This window comes from Chitinophaga sp. (genome assembly GCF_035761305.1).
In the GTDB taxonomy this organism is placed as follows: domain Bacteria; phylum Bacteroidota; class Bacteroidia; order Chitinophagales; family Chitinophagaceae; genus Chitinophaga.
Genome location: NZ_DASTRI010000083.1, coordinates 1 through 14,923 on the forward strand (window position 1 = coordinate 1; position 14,923 = coordinate 14,923).

Annotated in this window: 25 protein-coding genes; all 25 read right to left on the minus strand. The window is 45.7% G+C overall.

Annotated features, from left to right (window positions below; genetic code table 11):
• Positions 1–8: 8 nt before the first annotated feature.
• The 25 genes from infA to VFS25_RS07360 all read right to left on the minus strand — a co-directional run bounded on the left by infA (position 9) and on the right by VFS25_RS07360 (position 14,630).
• Entirely contained in the window at positions 9–227 is a 219-nt protein-coding gene (infA, locus tag VFS25_RS07240) for a translation initiation factor IF-1 (RefSeq protein ID WP_012789309.1), read from the minus strand.
• A 167-nt stretch (positions 228–394) separates the two neighbouring features.
• Positions 395–1,195, minus strand: coding sequence for a type I methionyl aminopeptidase (gene map / locus VFS25_RS07245; RefSeq protein WP_326461459.1), 801 nt, complete (start codon positions 1,193–1,195; stop codon positions 395–397).
• 95 nt (positions 1,196–1,290) lie between these two features.
• Positions 1,291–2,634, minus strand: a complete 1,344-nt coding sequence (gene secY / locus VFS25_RS07250) for a preprotein translocase subunit SecY (RefSeq protein WP_326461460.1) — start codon at positions 2,632–2,634, stop codon at positions 1,291–1,293.
• A 78-nt stretch (positions 2,635–2,712) separates the two neighbouring features.
• Entirely contained in the window at positions 2,713–3,159 is a 447-nt protein-coding gene (rplO, locus tag VFS25_RS07255) for a 50S ribosomal protein L15 (RefSeq protein WP_326461461.1), read from the minus strand.
• A 169-nt stretch (positions 3,160–3,328) separates the two neighbouring features.
• Positions 3,329–3,514: a 50S ribosomal protein L30 gene (rpmD, locus tag VFS25_RS07260; RefSeq protein WP_326461462.1), complete on the minus strand. Its 186-nt coding sequence runs from the start codon at positions 3,512–3,514 to the stop codon at positions 3,329–3,331.
• Positions 3,515–3,550: 36 nt separating this feature from the next.
• Complete coding sequence (gene rpsE, locus VFS25_RS07265; protein ID WP_326461463.1) at positions 3,551–4,069, minus strand: 30S ribosomal protein S5; 519 nt, start codon at positions 4,067–4,069, stop codon at positions 3,551–3,553.
• Between the two features lie 47 nt (positions 4,070–4,116).
• Positions 4,117–4,479, minus strand: a complete 363-nt coding sequence (gene rplR / locus VFS25_RS07270; protein ID WP_414647704.1) for a 50S ribosomal protein L18 — start codon at positions 4,477–4,479, stop codon at positions 4,117–4,119.
• 41 nt (positions 4,480–4,520) lie between these two features.
• Positions 4,521–5,075 carry a 50S ribosomal protein L6 gene (gene rplF, locus VFS25_RS07275; protein WP_326461465.1) on the minus strand — a complete coding sequence of 185 codons (555 nt, stop codon included), beginning with the start codon at positions 5,073–5,075 and terminating at the stop codon, positions 4,521–4,523.
• A gap of 135 nt (positions 5,076–5,210) precedes the next feature.
• Positions 5,211–5,609, minus strand: coding sequence for a 30S ribosomal protein S8 (rpsH, locus tag VFS25_RS07280; RefSeq protein ID WP_326461466.1), 399 nt, complete (start codon positions 5,607–5,609; stop codon positions 5,211–5,213).
• Positions 5,610–5,806: 197 nt separating this feature from the next.
• Positions 5,807–6,076 (minus strand): 30S ribosomal protein S14, encoded by a 270-nt coding sequence (rpsN, locus tag VFS25_RS07285; protein ID WP_326461467.1) that lies wholly within the window; start codon positions 6,074–6,076, stop codon positions 5,807–5,809.
• A 28-nt stretch (positions 6,077–6,104) separates the two neighbouring features.
• Positions 6,105–6,656 (minus strand): 50S ribosomal protein L5, encoded by a 552-nt coding sequence (gene rplE / locus VFS25_RS07290; RefSeq protein ID WP_349256387.1) that lies wholly within the window; start codon positions 6,654–6,656, stop codon positions 6,105–6,107.
• Positions 6,657–6,673: 17 nt separating this feature from the next.
• Positions 6,674–7,012 carry a 50S ribosomal protein L24 gene (gene rplX, locus VFS25_RS07295; RefSeq protein ID WP_326461469.1) on the minus strand — a complete coding sequence of 113 codons (339 nt, stop codon included), beginning with the start codon at positions 7,010–7,012 and terminating at the stop codon, positions 6,674–6,676.
• A 184-nt stretch (positions 7,013–7,196) separates the two neighbouring features.
• Positions 7,197–7,565, minus strand: coding sequence for a 50S ribosomal protein L14 (rplN, locus tag VFS25_RS07300; RefSeq protein ID WP_326461470.1), 369 nt, complete (start codon positions 7,563–7,565; stop codon positions 7,197–7,199).
• Between the two features lie 77 nt (positions 7,566–7,642).
• Entirely contained in the window at positions 7,643–7,903 is a 261-nt protein-coding gene (gene rpsQ / locus VFS25_RS07305; protein ID WP_326461471.1) for a 30S ribosomal protein S17, read from the minus strand.
• Positions 7,904–8,004: 101 nt separating this feature from the next.
• Complete coding sequence (rpmC, locus tag VFS25_RS07310; RefSeq protein ID WP_326461472.1) at positions 8,005–8,205, minus strand: 50S ribosomal protein L29; 201 nt, start codon at positions 8,203–8,205, stop codon at positions 8,005–8,007.
• A 55-nt stretch (positions 8,206–8,260) separates the two neighbouring features.
• Positions 8,261–8,680 carry a 50S ribosomal protein L16 gene (rplP, locus tag VFS25_RS07315; protein ID WP_298741870.1) on the minus strand — a complete coding sequence of 140 codons (420 nt, stop codon included), beginning with the start codon at positions 8,678–8,680 and terminating at the stop codon, positions 8,261–8,263.
• Positions 8,681–8,721: 41 nt separating this feature from the next.
• Positions 8,722–9,522: a 30S ribosomal protein S3 gene (gene rpsC / locus VFS25_RS07320; protein WP_326461473.1), complete on the minus strand. Its 801-nt coding sequence runs from the start codon at positions 9,520–9,522 to the stop codon at positions 8,722–8,724.
• Positions 9,523–9,557: 35 nt separating this feature from the next.
• Positions 9,558–9,917, minus strand: a complete 360-nt coding sequence (gene rplV / locus VFS25_RS07325) for a 50S ribosomal protein L22 (protein WP_326461474.1) — start codon at positions 9,915–9,917, stop codon at positions 9,558–9,560.
• 75 nt (positions 9,918–9,992) lie between these two features.
• Complete coding sequence (gene rpsS / locus VFS25_RS07330) at positions 9,993–10,259, minus strand: 30S ribosomal protein S19 (protein WP_326461475.1); 267 nt, start codon at positions 10,257–10,259, stop codon at positions 9,993–9,995.
• An 89-nt stretch (positions 10,260–10,348) separates the two neighbouring features.
• Complete coding sequence (rplB, locus tag VFS25_RS07335) at positions 10,349–11,182, minus strand: 50S ribosomal protein L2 (RefSeq protein WP_326461476.1); 834 nt, start codon at positions 11,180–11,182, stop codon at positions 10,349–10,351.
• An 84-nt stretch (positions 11,183–11,266) separates the two neighbouring features.
• A complete protein-coding gene (gene rplW / locus VFS25_RS07340; protein ID WP_089918380.1) occupies positions 11,267–11,566 on the minus strand; it encodes a 50S ribosomal protein L23 in 300 nt (99 codons plus the stop codon).
• Positions 11,567–11,618: 52 nt separating this feature from the next.
• Entirely contained in the window at positions 11,619–12,257 is a 639-nt protein-coding gene (gene rplD / locus VFS25_RS07345; protein ID WP_326461477.1) for a 50S ribosomal protein L4, read from the minus strand.
• Between the two features lie 2 nt (positions 12,258–12,259).
• Entirely contained in the window at positions 12,260–12,877 is a 618-nt protein-coding gene (gene rplC / locus VFS25_RS07350; RefSeq protein ID WP_326461478.1) for a 50S ribosomal protein L3, read from the minus strand.
• 229 nt (positions 12,878–13,106) lie between these two features.
• Positions 13,107–13,412 (minus strand): 30S ribosomal protein S10, encoded by a 306-nt coding sequence (rpsJ, locus tag VFS25_RS07355; RefSeq protein ID WP_012789286.1) that lies wholly within the window; start codon positions 13,410–13,412, stop codon positions 13,107–13,109.
• 609 nt (positions 13,413–14,021) lie between these two features.
• Positions 14,022–14,630 (minus strand): hypothetical protein, encoded by a 609-nt coding sequence (locus VFS25_RS07360; protein WP_326461479.1) that lies wholly within the window; start codon positions 14,628–14,630, stop codon positions 14,022–14,024.
• Positions 14,631–14,923 lie beyond the last annotated feature (293 nt).

Here is a 14,923-nt window from a genome sequence, read left to right on the forward strand (position 1 = left end):
ACCCTTCTTTATTTATAACGGAAGATGATCCTTCCTCTCGATAAATCATACGGGCTCATTTCCACTCCTACCTTATCACCGGGCAAAATTCTTATATAGTGCATTCTCATTTTTCCAGAAATGGTAGCCAAAATCTCATGCCCATTCTCCAATTTTACGCGGAACATAGCGTTTGACAAGGCTTCCAGTATAATTCCATCCTGTTTAATGAGTGCCTGTTTTGCCATAAAAATTTTTAGGACTGCAAAGATAGCATTTATCTTTTGAAATCTAAAAAAATCCCGAAATTAATTGTTATGAGTGCCAAATAATCAATATTTTCCGCGCATATATCTTTATTTATAACGGCTCCACTATACGGTCCACTCAACAACAATTAACTATCTGTTATTTATTAGTAATTAGTATTCAATGCACTGTTAGCTTTTTCGGCCTTCTCAATACCGGCAAAGCTGGAGAGCAGATCGGCCTGGCCTTTACGCACGGCTACTGTATGCTCAAAGTGGGCAGAGGGCTGCTCATCGCGGGTAGCTACTGTCCAGCCATCATCCAGGTAGGATACTTCCTTGGTGCCCAGGTTAATCATGGGCTCAATGGCTATAACCAGCCCTTCCTTCATCATAGGGCCGCTTCCGCGTTTACCGTAGTTAGGCACCTGCGGATCTTCATGCAGGTGTTTGCCCAACCCGTGGCCTACCAGCTCTCTTACAACACCGTAGCCCCGCTCTTTTTCGGCATACTCCTGGATGGCAAAGGCAATATCGCCGATCCGGTTGCCCACCACGGCTTTTTCAATGCCTTTATATAAAGCTGCTTTGGTTGCCGCCATCAGCTGCAATACTTCTTCCTTTACCGCTCCAATGGCAAAGGTATAGGCGCTATCTCCGTGAAAACCGTTCAGGTAAACACCCACATCTACCGATACAATATCGCCGTCTTTCAGCACATAGGCATTGGGAATGCCATGCACCACCTCTTCATTTACAGAAATACAGCTGCTTTTGGGATAGCCGCGGTAGTCCTTAAAGGAAGGAATGGCCCCATTATCACGGATAAACTGGTCAATCAGTTCATCCACTTCCAGGGTGCTCATGCCGGGCTTTAACGCCGCGGCAACTGTTTCCAGCGTGGCGCTTACCAGTAAGGCGCTTTTGCGCATCAGCTCTATTTCCTCTTTGCTCTTATAATGGATCATGTTGTTCTCCTGATGGTCACAATGTCACAAGGTCAAAAGGTGCGCGCTTTTGCGTACTGCCTTCTGACCTTGTGCCTTTATAATCAAATAATTACCTACACGTTAGCGGGTGCTGTTCTGCCTTTGATACGGCCGCCGCTCATAAGGCCATCGTAATGGCGCATCAGCAGCTGGCTTTCTATCTGCTGCAGGGTATCAAGTATTACCCCTACCATAATCAGCAGGGAGGTGCCGCCAAAGAAGGAGGCAAAGTTACTGTTGATATGCAATGCAGCGGCCAGTCCGGGCATAATACCTACCAGGGCCAGGAAAAAGGCGCCGGGCAGGGTAATACGGTCCATTACTGCACCAATGTAATCAGCGGTAGTTTTACCGGGTTTTACGCCGGGTATAAAACCGTTGTTCCGCTTCATTTCTTCTGCCATCTGGCTAGGGTTGAAGATCAAAGCGGTATAGAAATAGGTGAATACCACTACCAGTATTGCATATATCACGTTATACCACCCGTTGGTATGATCGCTGAATATACGGATAAATCCGGAAGCGCTTTCTGAAGAAGTGGCAAAACCTATAGCCGTTGCCGGTATAAACATAATGGCCTGTGCAAAGATGATGGGCATTACACCGGCTGCATTCACCTTCAGGGGAATGAACTGGCGTACACCGCCATATTGCTTGTTACCTACAATACGCTTGGCATAGTTTACCGGTACCTTACGGGTACCCTGTACCAGCAATATGAGGCCTATAGTTATAATAATAAATACAGCCAGCTCAATCAGGAATAACAGCAAACCGCCGCCGCCTTCTGTTGTTTTGGAGGAGAACTCCTGTATTAACGCCTGCGGCAGGCGGGCAAGAATGCCGACCATGATGATAAGAGAGGTACCGTTACCAATACCTTTATCCGTGATCTTTTCGCCCAGCCACATAACAAACAGGGTACCTGCTGTTAACACTACCGTTGTGGAGAGCCAGAAAAGGAATGCGCTGTATTGCGGCATGATAGCGCCACCGGACTGATTTTTCAGATAAGCCACGTATGCACTTGCCTGGAAACCGGTTACTACCACGGTTAACAAACGGGTGTACTGGTTAATCTTTTTACGGCCGCTTTCCCCTTCTTTCTGCAGTTTCTGGAAATAAGGTACAGCAATCGTAAGCAGCTGAATAGCGATAGACGCGGAGATATAGGGCATGATACCCAATGCAAATATGGATGCACGGGAGAAAGAACCACCTGCAAACATGTTGAAGAGCCCCAGAATGCCCTGGTTGGATTTCTCGGAAAACTGCTGCAGGGCATTCGCATCAATACCAGGCAGCACAATGTAAGAGCCAACCCGGTAAACCAACGTAAGGAGCAAGGTAGTAATAATGCGGTTACGCAGGTCTTCTATGCTCCAGATGTTCTTTATTGTTTCAATAAATTTCTTCACAGGAAGATAAAGGTTTAATAGCGCTATTAAATTCGAAAAGACGCACTACTCCGTAGGCGCCTTCTCTATCGTAAAGTCTTATACCAGTTCTACAGACCCACCAGCTTTTTCAACCAGCTGTTTGGCTTTTTCACTGATGGCGTTCACCTTTACAGTTACTTTGGCTTTCAGATCTCCCTGGCCTAACAGTTTTACTTTGGCAGTTTTGTTCACCAGGCCGTTAGCGTACAGGTTATCGACTGAGAAATCCTGCAAACCATATTTTTCAACCAGGTGATCCAGCTGACCAATGTTAAATATCGTATATTCTACGGGATCAATGCTTTTGAAACCACGTTTGGGCAAACGGCGCTGGATAGGCATCTGACCACCTTCATGGCCTTTTTTGCTGGAATAACCGTTACGGGACTGATGACCTTTATTACCTTTTGTAGAAGTACCACCTTTACCGGAAGCTTCCCCACGACCCAGGCGTTTCTCTTTATGTACGGCACCTTTTGCAGGTTTCAGTGAATGCAGATTCATTCGTAAATATTTTTCTTTGTGACCTCATGGCACCTCACATTGGCATGCCCGGTTTCATGAGAATTTTTTTTACTTACGCGGAAATTAACCGCTCGCTTAAATATAGATGTTATTTTATTAATGCCAAGGCAAAAGTATGATTATTTAGTGAAGACTGAGCACAGTGGGCTTAGCCTTTCACTTCCTCTACTTTTACCAGGTGGTCTACCTTACGCACCATGCCTTTGATCTGAGGGGTGGCCTCTACTTCAACGGAGGAGTGCATTTTGCTTAAACCTAATGCCTTTAAGGTCAGTTTCTGCCTTTCAGGACGGTCTATACCACTTTTTACCTGAGTGATCTTGATCTTTGCCATAATAAGTTGAATTTCTTTGCTTTGGATAAGCAGGAATTATCCGTTAAATACCTTCTTCAGGGACACGCTACGGGTTTTGGCTACCTGGATGGGCTCGCGCAGCAGGCCCAGTGCCTTAAAAGTAGCTTTTACCACGTTGTGCGGATTGGCAGAACCCAGGGATTTTGCCAGCACGTCGGTAATACCGGCGCTTTCCAGCACCGCACGCATAGAACCTCCGGCAATTACACCGGTACCATGGGCAGCGGGTTTGATCAGCACTTTGGCAGCGCCTTCTTTAGCCAGCTGGTCGTGCGGAATGGTGCCTTTCATTACTGGTATCTTGATCAGATTTTTCTTAGCATCATCAATACCTTTAGTAATAGCTTCCTGCACTTCCTTGGCTTTACCCAGGCCATGCCCTACCACGCCGTTCTCATTACCTACTACCACCAGCGCGGAGAAGCTGAAAGTACGTCCGCCTTTAGTGGTTTTGGTAACGCGGTTGATGGCTACCACCTTTTCCTTCAACTCCAGGTCACCGGCCTTTACTTTATTGAATGAATTTTTTGCCATTTTATTAATTGCGATTGCGAATTACGATTTCAGATTTACGATTAAGTTTAGAACTGCAGGCCACCTTCTCTTGCTCCGTCTGCAACACCCTTTACACGGCCATGATACAGGTAACCACCACGGTCAAAAGTGCAGGCGGTTATCCCTACTGCTTTGGCTTTGGCAGCCAGGGCAGCGCCCACCAGCTTAGACTTTTCAGTTTTGTTTACCTTTTGTGCCGCTATATCCTTATCGCGGGAAGAGGCAGCCGCCAGGGTGGTACCAGTGGTATCATCTATTAACTGTACGTAAATATCGCTGTTGCTGCGAAATACAGACAACCTGGGCTTTTGTGCGTTACCGCTCACCTTTTTACGGATGCGGTAGCGAATCTTCTGTCTCTTAGCTTCTTTAGTAATCATTGTTTTCAGTTTTTACACCCGATGCTGCCGGGCGTTTAATAAGCAACTAATTATTTACCTGCAGATTTACCTGCTTTCTTACGAACCACCTCATCACTGTAGCGAACACCTTTACCTTTGTACGGCTCGGGCTTACGCAGGCTACGCAGTTTAGCGGCTACCTGGCCTAATAACTGGTTGTCGGTACCTTCCAGCATAATTTTCGGGTTGGCGCCTTTTTCTGTTAAAGTGCTCACCTTCAATTCCTTGGGTACTTCAAATATAATATTGTGAGAGTAACCTAATGACAGGTCCAGCAACTGACCCTGGTTAGTGGCTTTATAACCTACCCCTACCAGCTCCAGCTGTTTTTTAAATCCATCGGTTACGCCTTTTACCATGTTGGCGATCAGCGCGCGGTACAGGCCGTGCAGGGCACGGTGGCGGATCTGATCTGTAGGGCGGGTAATGGTTAATTCACCGTCTTTCACCTCTACTTTAATGTCCCGGTCAATGCTGCGTTTCAGCTCTCCCTTCGGGCCTTTTACTGTAATTTCATTAGCAGGGGAAACTGTTACTGTTACGCCGCTGGCCAATTTTATGGGACTTTTCCCTATACGTGACATGTTAGCTGTTTTATGTTGTTATAACTACCGGCGTTCCGTGTTCAGCTCCGTATAGAAAGCTTAATTGTCAGACACACCCTGATATATTGGGAGTTACGGTTCCGGAAAGATCCAAAACCGTAACACTGTTGAATATTAGTAAACGTAGCAAACTACTTCGCCGCCAACGTTCTGCGCTTTAGCTTCCTTATCGGTCATTACACCTTTGGAGGTAGAAATGATAGCTACACCCAGACCGTTCTTAATACGGCGAAAGTCGGCCGGTTTGGAATACTGGCGCAAACCAGGACGGCTGATACGTTGTAAATCGGTGATGGCGGGTACTTTGGTCTGAGGATCGTATTTCAGGGCTATTTTAATAACACCCTGCTTGTTGTCTTCCTCAAATTTGTACTTCAGGATATAACCTTTGTCGTACAGAATTTCTGTGATACGCTTTTTCAGCTTGGAGGCCGGGATTTCCACGATCCTGTGGTTGGCCATTTGAGCATTCCGGATCCTGGTCAGGAAGTCTGCTATTGGATCAGTAACCATTGTTTGTAAAAAATTAAAAATTGTTACAATGCGATATCCAATCAGTAATTAGATAGGAATCAGTAATTAAAATTGTTCAGTGAATTAATAATTAAGAATTAACAATTAATAATTAATAATTAAGGTGTTGCTGTTTCCAGGCAACACTTGCATCTTATATTATTAATTGTTCACTATTCATTATTAATTATTCATTTTTACCAGCTTGCTTTTCTTACGCCGGGTATTTTACCAGCCAGGGCCAGGTCGCGGAACATGTTACGGCAAATGCCGAAGTGACGCATGTAACCTTTAGGACGGCCGGTCAGCTGGCACCTGTTCTTTAACCGAACAGGGGAAGCATTTTTAGGCAGTTGGTCCAGTGCTGCATAATCGCCTTCAGCTTTCAGGGCTGCGCGTTTTTCTGCAAACTTGGCTACCAATGCTTCTCTTTTTCTTTGCCTGGCTTTTACAGATTCTTTTGCCATTTTATAATATAAGGTTTAAAATATCTGATTAGTCTTTTTTCATGTTCCTGAACGGCATGCCCAGCTCTTTCAGCAGCTCATAGGCTTCTTCGTTTGTGGTAGCCGTTGTAACGAAAGTGATATCCATACCGGCAATTTTAGTTACCTTATCGATATCTATTTCAGGGAAAATGATCTGCTCTGTGATGCCCAGGGTATAGTTACCGCGGCCATCGAAAGCTTTTTCATTAACGCCTTTAAAGTCACGTACGCGGGGTAAGGACACTGCAACCAGGCGATCCAGGAAATCATACATGGTAGTGCCACGCAGGGTAACGCGGGCGCCGATGGGCATGTTTTTCCTGAGTTTGAAGTTGGAAATATCCTTTTTAGACAGGGTGGGGATGGCTTTCTGACCGGCGATGCGGGTCATTTCATCCACTGCAATGTCTACCAGCTTTTTATCACTCACAGCACCGTTAATACCCTGGTTCAGGCAAATCTTAACCAGGCGGGGCACCTGCATTATGCTTTTGTAGTTGAATTTCTTCATCAAAGCAGCTTTCACCTCTTCACGGTATTTCTGCTGCAGCCTGGGAATGTATGTAGTAGTTGCCATTATTTAATTACCTCCCCTGATTTTTTAGCTATACGAACTAATTTACCGTTTTCTCTCTGCCTGTTCACCCTGGTAGGTTTACCAGCCTTCGCGTCCCACAACATTACGTTAGAAATGGCGATAGGGGCCTCCTGCTTTACAATACCACCTTTGGTGTTTTGTGCAGTAGGCTTGGTGTGCTTGGTAACGATGTTAACACCTTCTACCAGTACGCGGGCTTTATCCACCAGCACTTCCAGCACCTTGCGGGGCTTGGTCCTGTCCTTGTCGTCACCGGTAATCACCACTACCATGTCGCCCTTCTTAATGTTGAACTTAGGCTTGAATCTAGTTTTCATTTTTGTTTATTTATAAACGCCAAGCGAAACCCTTGTTTCGCTTGATAAATTTTATCCTCGTTTTTGTGAAACGGGCTGCAAAGATAAATAAAAAAGTAAAAGTTAAAAATTAAAACTTTGTAACTCAATCTGCTCCTATCCTCTCTGTTCCTTTTTACCCTTTACTTTTTTACTTTTTATTTTTTTACAGCACCTCGGGAGCCAGAGAGATAATTTTCATGTATCCCTTATCGCGCAGCTCGCGGGCAACCGGACCGAAAATACGGGTACCGCGGGGCTCGTCAGCGTTATTCAGCAATACAACGGCATTATCGTCAAAACGGATATAGGAACCGTCTTTACGGCGCAGCTTGTTTTTGGTTCTTACGATTACAGCTTTGGTAACCATTCCTTTCTTCACACCACCGGCGGGGATTGCGTCTTTTACAGTCACTACAATCTTATCCCCTACTTTCGCGTAGTCCTGGCCGGAGTTGCCTAACACCCTTATACACAGCACCTCTTTGGCACCGCTGTTATCAGCTACGTTCAGCCTTGATTCTTGTTGTATCATCGTACTAAGTTTTGCAAGTTGTTTAGTCAGCGGCTACACCCGGGAGCGCCGGCCTGCAGCTTGAAACAATAATTGAATTATTTTACTTTTTCGATCACTTCTACCAATCTCCAGCACTTGTTCTTGCTCAGCGGGCGGGACTCCATTATTCTAACGGTATCGCCAATGCTGCACTCGTTTTTCTCATCGTGCGCCATAAACTTGGTAGTTTTTTTCACGAACTTACCATAGATCGGGTGCTTCACTTTACGTTCCACGCTTACCGTGATGGTTTTATCCATTTTATTGCTGGACACCACGCCAATCCTGGTTTTTCTTAAATTTCTTATTTCGGTCATTGTTGAAAGTATTTTTTCCCTTCAAACCTTTCTGCTTTTACAGAAAGGCGTAATTAATGTTGTATGCTTTTACGGGTAGCTTGCCGGCTGCCCGTTTGGAATTAAAAGCCCAGCTCTCTTTTATGCAGTTCAGTTTTCATCCTGGCGATCTCCCTTCTCAAAGAGCGGATGCTCATTGGGTTTTCGATCGGCGTGATGGCATGACTAAACGTAATCTTCTTCAAGCGCAGTTGCTCCTCAGCGATCTTGTCTTTCAGATCCTGCTCGCTCAGGCTTTTCAGATCCAGCTTTACTTTTGCCATTGCTGTATTTTTTTTACTGTGTTAACTTATTTATAGATAGCAATCGGTTTCCTGCTTACGCAACATAATCGTGGCGCACCACAAACTTCACTTTAATAGGCAGTTTCTGTGCAGCCAGCTCCATGGCTTCTTTAGCTACCTGCAAGGGAACACCGTCTGCTTCGAACAGGATACGGCCCGGTTTTACCACAGCCGCCCAGTGATCAGGAGCACCTTTACCTTTACCCATCCTCACTTCCAGCGGTTTAGCTGTGATGGGTTTATCAGGGAAAATGCGGATCCACACGTTACCTTCACGTTTCATGTGCCTGGTTAAGGCTACACGTGCAGCTTCGATCTGCCGGTCGGTGATCCATTTCGGCTCTAATGCTTTAAGTCCGAACGTACCAAAGGAAAGAGCTGCACCGCGTTTGGCGTTACCTTTGATGCGGCCTTTATGCATTTTCCTGTGTTTCGTTCTCTTGGGCTGTAACATTGTTATATGTTATTAATTGTTAATCGAAAATTGTTTATAGCTTATCTGCGACCACCCCTGTCGCCGCCGCCTCTTCTCTCACCGCCACCGCGGTTGTCCCTTCTTTCACCGCCACGGTGCTCACCACCGCGCTCGCCTCTTTCACCACCACGGCCACCGGTACGGCCTTCACCTTCCTTGCCGGTCAGCACGTTCGGGTTCAGGTCGCGCTTGCCCAGTACTTCACCTTTACAGATCCATACCTTGATGCCGATTTTACCGTATACGGTTAAGGCAAACAGGGAAGCATAATCAATATCCATACGGTAAGTATGCAGGGGCGTACGGCCTTGTTTGATCTCTTCAGAACGGGCAATTTCCGCACCGCCCAAACGGCCGCTCACTTTCACCTTAATACCTTCCGCGCCCATTCTTAAAGCGGTAGCAATAGCCATTTTTATAGCGCGCTTGTAGTTAATGCGGCTTTCGATCTGTTTGGCAATTGTTTCAGCAACGATATTGGCGTCCACTTCCGGGCGACGGATCTCCAGAATGTTGATCTGTACATCCTCCTTACCGGTCAGTTTCTTCAGCTCTTCTTTAATGCGGTCTACCTCGTTACCACCTTTACCTATAATGATACCAGGTTTGGAAGTATGGATGGTGATGATCAGCTTACCCAGTGTTCTTTCGATCACTACGCGTGAAATACCCCCTTTGTTGATACGGGCATTCAGGTAAGTCCTGATCTTATTATCTTCGATCAGCTTGGTTGCGTAGTCCTTTTTGCTACCATACCAATTAGAGTCCCATCCTCTGATGATACCTAACCTGTTACCAATAGGATTTGTTTTCTGACCCATGTTCCTGGTTTATTTATCTATTAGTTGAATAGTTTTTATTTCTGTACTGTTTCGTTACGGCTATCCACTATGATAGTAACGTGGTTACTTCTTTTACGGACACGGTAACCTCTACCTTGCGGAGCAGGGCGCATTCTTTTCAGAATACGGCCGCCATCCACGAAAATAGTTTTTACAAACAGGTTTGCATCTTCTACGCGGCTGCCTTCATTCTTCACTTTCCAGTTAGCTATGGCAGATACCAGCAGTTTTTCCAAGGGTACGCTTGGGTGCTTGGGATGGAATTTCAAAATATTCAAAGCCTTTTCTACATCCAGACCGCGGATCAGATCTGCCAGCAAACGCATTTTGCGGGTAGATGTAGGATTATTTCTCAGCTTAGCTACTGCTTCCATTGTTAATTATTTGATGTTTGATATTTGAAGCCTGAAGTACGAAGTAATACTTCTTACTTCATACATCAAAAATGTTTACATTTTCTTGTTAGCGTGTCCTTTAAAGTTGCGGGTTGGTGCAAATTCACCCAGCTTATGGCCTACCATAAACTCTGTTACATATACAGGGATGAACTTGTTACCATTGTGCACCGCAAATGTATGGCCCACAAAGTCAGGAGTGATGGTTGAACGGCGGCTCCATGTTTTTATCACGGTGCGCTTGGTGCCTTCATTCATCTTCTCTACTTTCTGCTCTAATTTGTGGTCTACGTAAGGACCTTTTTTAATGGAACGACCCATGTCTGTGTCTGTTTATTTAGATTCCAATTTCCACTTTATAAGTTCCGCTGCGGTTATCCCTTAGCGGAACTTATGCGGTGGGATGTTGTTTATAATTTCTTGCCGTTTTTCCTGGTAATGATCAGCTTATCAGAGCTCTTATGCGGCTTCCTGGTTTTCAGGCCTTTTGCATATTTACCAGTTCTGGACCTGGGATGACCACCGGAGGCTTTACCTTCACCACCACCCATCGGGTGATCTACCGGGTTCATGGCCACACCACGGTTGCGGGGGCGAATACCCCTCCAGCGGTTGGCACCTGCCTTACCGATGGACTGCAAAGCATGGTCAGAGTTAGAAACGGTACCTACGGTTGCCATGCAGGTGATGAGCACCTTACGCAGCTCGCCGGAGGGCATTTTCAGAGATGCATATTTTTCTTCCTTGGCGTTCAGCTGTGCATAAGTGCCGGCGCTGCGGGCAATAGCACCACCTCTGCCGGGCTGCAGCTCAATGTTGTGCACTACAGTACCCAGCGGCATATTTTTCAGCAGCAGCGCGTTACCTACTTCAGGGGCTACTTCAGCACCGCTGATTACGGTAGCGCCTACCTGCAGGCCCTGGGGAGCCAGGATGTAACGTTTTTCACCATCTGCATAGTTCAGCAATGCGATGAATGCGCTACGGTTAGGATCGTATTCAATAGTTTTAACGGTAGCGGGAATATTTTGCTTGTCACGCTTGAAATCTACAATACGGTAGTGCTTTTTGTGGCCGCCACCAATGTAGCGCATAGACCTTCTACCCTGCGCGTTCCTACCACCTGTTTTCTTGGCAGGCGACAGGAGGCTTTTTTCCGGGTTATCCGTGGTAAGCTCGGCAAATGCATTGCCTATTTTCCAACGGGTACCGGCTGTGATCGGTTTGTACTTCTTCAGTGCCATTGCTAGTTCTTATTGCTAGTTATTGTTTATAATGTGATCTGTATATACAACCATTGTCCCGGGGTTTATGCCGGGAACAGGGCACTATATGTTAGCATACAGATCTATTGTTTCTCCGTCGGCCAGTGTAACGATGGCTTTTTTGTAAGAGGGCTTTTTGCCTGCAATGAAACCTGCCTTGGTAAAGCGGAATTTGCTTTTACCGGGCATTACGGCAGTGTTTACCTCTGCTACGGCTACGCCGTAAAAATCTTCCACTGCTTTTTTAATCTCCAGCTTGTTGGCTTTTTTGTCAACAATGAAGTAGTAGCGGTTGAATTTCTCAGTGGCTTTATTCACCTTTTCTGTTACCACCGGTTTGATTAAAACGTCTGAAAGTTTCATCTTTATTTGCTTTAAGCTGCTGGCGCGAGCCGTTAGCTTGTTATTCAGTTAATTATGCTTCAGCCGGTTCTTCGGTGAAGATTTTTACAGCGCTTTCCGTGAACACCAGGTAGTTGCTGTTTACAATATCATAGGTATTGATGTCTGCCAGCACTACGCCGTCTACAGTAGGAATGTTCCTCAAAGACAGGTAAACGTTATCGTTATACTCCGGCATTACCACCAGGGTTTTGCGGCCGTCTACATTAATGTTCAGGCTTTTCAGAATACCAGCGAGCTGTTTGGTCTTGGGTGCATCCAGGTTTACATCTTCTACAACAATGATGTTGTTTTCTTTTGCTTTGGCAGACAGGGCGGAGATCTTAGCCAGATCCTTTACTTTCCTGTTCAGCTTAAAGTCATAACCATGCGGTTTGGGACCAAAGATGGTACCACCGCCTTTATATAACGGGTTACGGATGTTGCCTTTACGGGAACCGCCGGTACCTTTTTGTTTGTGCAGTTTACGGGAAGCACCTTTTACTTCTGCCCTGGTTTTCACCTTGTGCGTACCCTGGCGCTGTGCGGCCAGGTATTGCTTTACAGCCAGGTAAATTACGTGGTTGTTAGGCTCTACACCAAAGATCTCTTCAGGAAGCTCCACGGTTCTTCCGGTTTTCTTACCTTCTATATTTAAAATATCGAGTTGCATAATTACTTCTGGATTAAAACGATTGAACCATTGTGGCCGGGAACGGAACCACTTACCAGGATATAATTCTTTTCAGGGAATATCTTCAGAATTTTCAGGCCTTTTACTTTTACTTTTTCATTGCCGGTTTGGCCTGCCATACGCATACCCTTGAAAACGCGGGAAGGATAAGAAGAACCGCCGATAGAACCGGGCGCCCTGCTACGATCGTGCTGGCCGTGGGATTGCTCACCTACACCGCTAAAGCCATGGCGTTTAACTACACCCTGGAAACCTTTACCTTTGGAGGTGCCTACTATGTCAACCTTATCGCCTTCGGCAAATATTTCGCAGGTGATGGTTTCACCCAGCGCTTTTGCTACATCGGGGTTACGGAATTCTTTTACAAAACGTTTGGGAGAGGTGTTTGCTTTCGCGAAGTGATTTGTTGCTGCTTTGGTAGCGTGTTTTTCTTTCTTGTCGCTGAATGCTACCTGAATAGCGGTATACCCGTCAGTTTCCGGTGATTTCACCTGGGTAACCACATTAGGACCGGCTTCGATAATGGTACAAGCGGTTTGCTTGCCATTGGACTCGAAGATGCTGGTCATGCCGATCTTTTTACCAATAATACCTTTCATTTATTTATACATTTTTACCCAGCGCCTGGGGGTGTTCTAGCTTTCCCCAGGATGGGCGGTTTATATACATTTATTGGGCGGCCACCCAGAAGGCGTGACCTGTTTGTTGCTATTTTACGTGCCGGGACAGATCATGCTGAACCGCTATACTGCTGTATAGCCGCTGCATTTTCATTTACCCGTTGTATCAATCTAACCAGGCGGGCCTTTTGCCCACCTTGCCGATGTCCTACGCTTTAATTTCCACTTCTACACCAGAAGGCAGATCCAGCTTGCTCAGCGCATCTACTGTTCTGGACGAGGAGGTATAAATATCCAGCAGGCGCTTGTGTGTACATAGCTGGAATTGCTCCCGGGCTTTCTTGTTAACGTGCGGGGAACGCAGTACCGTAAAGATTTTCTTTTCTGTAGGCAACGGAATTGGACCTGTTACCACGGCACCGGTGTTACGCACGGTTTTTACGATCTTCTCAGCAGATTTGTCTACCAGGTTATGATCGTAGGACTTCAGCTTGATTCTAATTCTCTGAGACATATGCAATGAACTACTTCTGTTTTACCCTTACAATTTGGGAGGGCAAAGGTAACTTGTTTTTATACAAATGACAAATATTTCCGGAAAAAATTACAGACAAAATTAAGGTCCTGCCTCAATACCGGCAAGGCCGGGGACAGGCAGGACCTTTAAAAACCCTGTAATAATCAGTCCATTGAACGGAGAGTAATCACTCAGAGGCCGCCCACTAAGGATTGGAGCAGCTCCTGCAAACGGGCAATTAATGCATTCAGTACATCCATAATGCTGGTTTTTCATGCGGTGGCGCCTACTCTGTTGACTGGTTTTCGGCATTCCCAGTATGAACCATTCTGTTGGTTAAAATTAGGCAGCCGATATGGTATGTAACTCGTTCATTTTGTTCAGTTTATGCAAAAGCAGCCAGCCTGTTCACCGGTTGTACTGTCCCGCTCTTCATAATGTTCCGCTCTGCCCAAAAAAGGCTGCAATTGTGGAAAGAATCCGCCGGAAACAGCTATAATCTCCCTGAAATAAAAATTCCGGGTGGTTAACCCGGAAATGGAAAATAAAGCCCTGTTCAGCGGTGAACAGGGGCTTTAGTCATTTTGTTTGCCATGCATATTGTTTTTACTTTCCTGTTTCTTCCCTTATCAGCTCACGGGCACGGGCCGTAGGCAGATAAACCTGGAAGCCTACGTTCAGGCCTAAGCGGTTGGATGTAGTGGCGCTGCCAAAACCTACCGTGAGGTTATATTTCAGCAGGGCTTCCAGCGCAACATTGGGTGTAATAAAATAAGCAATACCAGGGCCAGCTCCTATGTCAAGACCATTTGTGCTGGCGCCGGGGCCTGCATAGTTTACCCCCCCGAAGCCCACATTTGCTTCTACAAAAAAGCGGCTTCTTTTGGAAAATTCCATTTTACGTACATTCTTGTCTTCTAAAAAATAGCGGCCCAGGGCGCCTATGCCATAAGTAATATCGCTACCCTCTCCTTTTTGCGTTGACAGGCCAAAATTAGCATAGCCGCCCAGCGCTAATCCGTCCTTAATGAAATACGCTATTTTAGGCGTAATAGACATGTCAAAGTTAGTACCGTTTCCTCCGCCTAAGAAATTGAGGTTAAAGCTGGAGAGATCACCTCCAACCATTAAGTTTCCCTGTTGGGTTTGAGCTACAGCAACAGATGAGCACAAGACAGCCGCTACGGCCAATGTTAGTTTAAAAATCTTCTTCATGTCCGGAATTTTTGTTGGGTTTAATAAATACTTGCCATCAGATAATTATCAGGATGCGGTCTTTTACCACATGTTCATACGCCTGAAATCATAGCATAGAGAAAAATGGGATATGGGGTATAAGGGGAACATTACTACACAAATCTACTGATAATGAGTTACATAGCATGAAACGTGCCTAAAAATCCAGAAATCAACGGCAATAGCGATTGCCTGCAGCAAATTCAGGAGGGAAAGATAATATGGGCGAACACCCTGAAAAGAAAATCCCCGGTGCAAATACCTGCACCAGG

Coding starts and splice junctions, on each gene's coding strand:
- infA (WP_012789309.1), bottom strand. CDS start 227: ATGGCAAAACAGGCACTCATTAAACAGGATGGAATTATACTGGAAGCC.
- map (WP_326461459.1), bottom strand. CDS start 1,195: ATGATCCATTATAAGAGCAAAGAGGAAATAGAGCTGATGCGCAAAAGC.
- rplO (WP_326461461.1), bottom strand. CDS start 3,159: ATGAATCTGCATTCACTGAAACCTGCAAAAGGTGCCGTACATAAAGAG.
- rpmD (WP_326461462.1), bottom strand. CDS start 3,514: ATGGCAAAGATCAAGATCACTCAGGTAAAAAGTGGTATAGACCGTCCT.
- rpsE (WP_326461463.1), bottom strand. CDS start 4,069: ATGGCAAAAAATTCATTCAATAAAGTAAAGGCCGGTGACCTGGAGTTG.
- rplF (WP_326461465.1), bottom strand. CDS start 5,075: ATGTCACGTATAGGGAAAAGTCCCATAAAATTGGCCAGCGGCGTAACA.
- rpsH (WP_326461466.1), bottom strand. CDS start 5,609: ATGGTTACTGATCCAATAGCAGACTTCCTGACCAGGATCCGGAATGCT.
- rpsN (WP_326461467.1), bottom strand. CDS start 6,076: ATGGCAAAAGAATCTGTAAAAGCCAGGCAAAGAAAAAGAGAAGCATTG.
- rplX (WP_326461469.1), bottom strand. CDS start 7,012: ATGAAAACTAGATTCAAGCCTAAGTTCAACATTAAGAAGGGCGACATG.
- rplN (WP_326461470.1), bottom strand. CDS start 7,565: ATGATACAACAAGAATCAAGGCTGAACGTAGCTGATAACAGCGGTGCC.
- rpsQ (WP_326461471.1), bottom strand. CDS start 7,903: ATGACCGAAATAAGAAATTTAAGAAAAACCAGGATTGGCGTGGTGTCC.
- rpmC (WP_326461472.1), bottom strand. CDS start 8,205: ATGGCAAAAGTAAAGCTGGATCTGAAAAGCCTGAGCGAGCAGGATCTG.
- rplP (WP_298741870.1), bottom strand. CDS start 8,680: ATGTTACAGCCCAAGAGAACGAAACACAGGAAAATGCATAAAGGCCGC.
- rpsC (WP_326461473.1), bottom strand. CDS start 9,522: ATGGGTCAGAAAACAAATCCTATTGGTAACAGGTTAGGTATCATCAGA.
- rplV (WP_326461474.1), bottom strand. CDS start 9,917: ATGGAAGCAGTAGCTAAGCTGAGAAATAATCCTACATCTACCCGCAAA.
- rpsS (WP_326461475.1), bottom strand. CDS start 10,259: ATGGGTCGTTCCATTAAAAAAGGTCCTTACGTAGACCACAAATTAGAG.
- rplB (WP_326461476.1), bottom strand. CDS start 11,182: ATGGCACTGAAGAAGTACAAACCGATCACAGCCGGTACCCGTTGGAAA.
- rplW (WP_089918380.1), bottom strand. CDS start 11,566: ATGAAACTTTCAGACGTTTTAATCAAACCGGTGGTAACAGAAAAGGTG.
- rplD (WP_326461477.1), bottom strand. CDS start 12,257: ATGCAACTCGATATTTTAAATATAGAAGGTAAGAAAACCGGAAGAACC.
- rplC (WP_326461478.1), bottom strand. CDS start 12,877: ATGAAAGGTATTATTGGTAAAAAGATCGGCATGACCAGCATCTTCGAG.
- rpsJ (WP_012789286.1), bottom strand. CDS start 13,412: ATGTCTCAGAGAATTAGAATCAAGCTGAAGTCCTACGATCATAACCTG.
- VFS25_RS07360 (WP_326461479.1), bottom strand. CDS start 14,630: ATGAAGAAGATTTTTAAACTAACATTGGCCGTAGCGGCTGTCTTGTGC.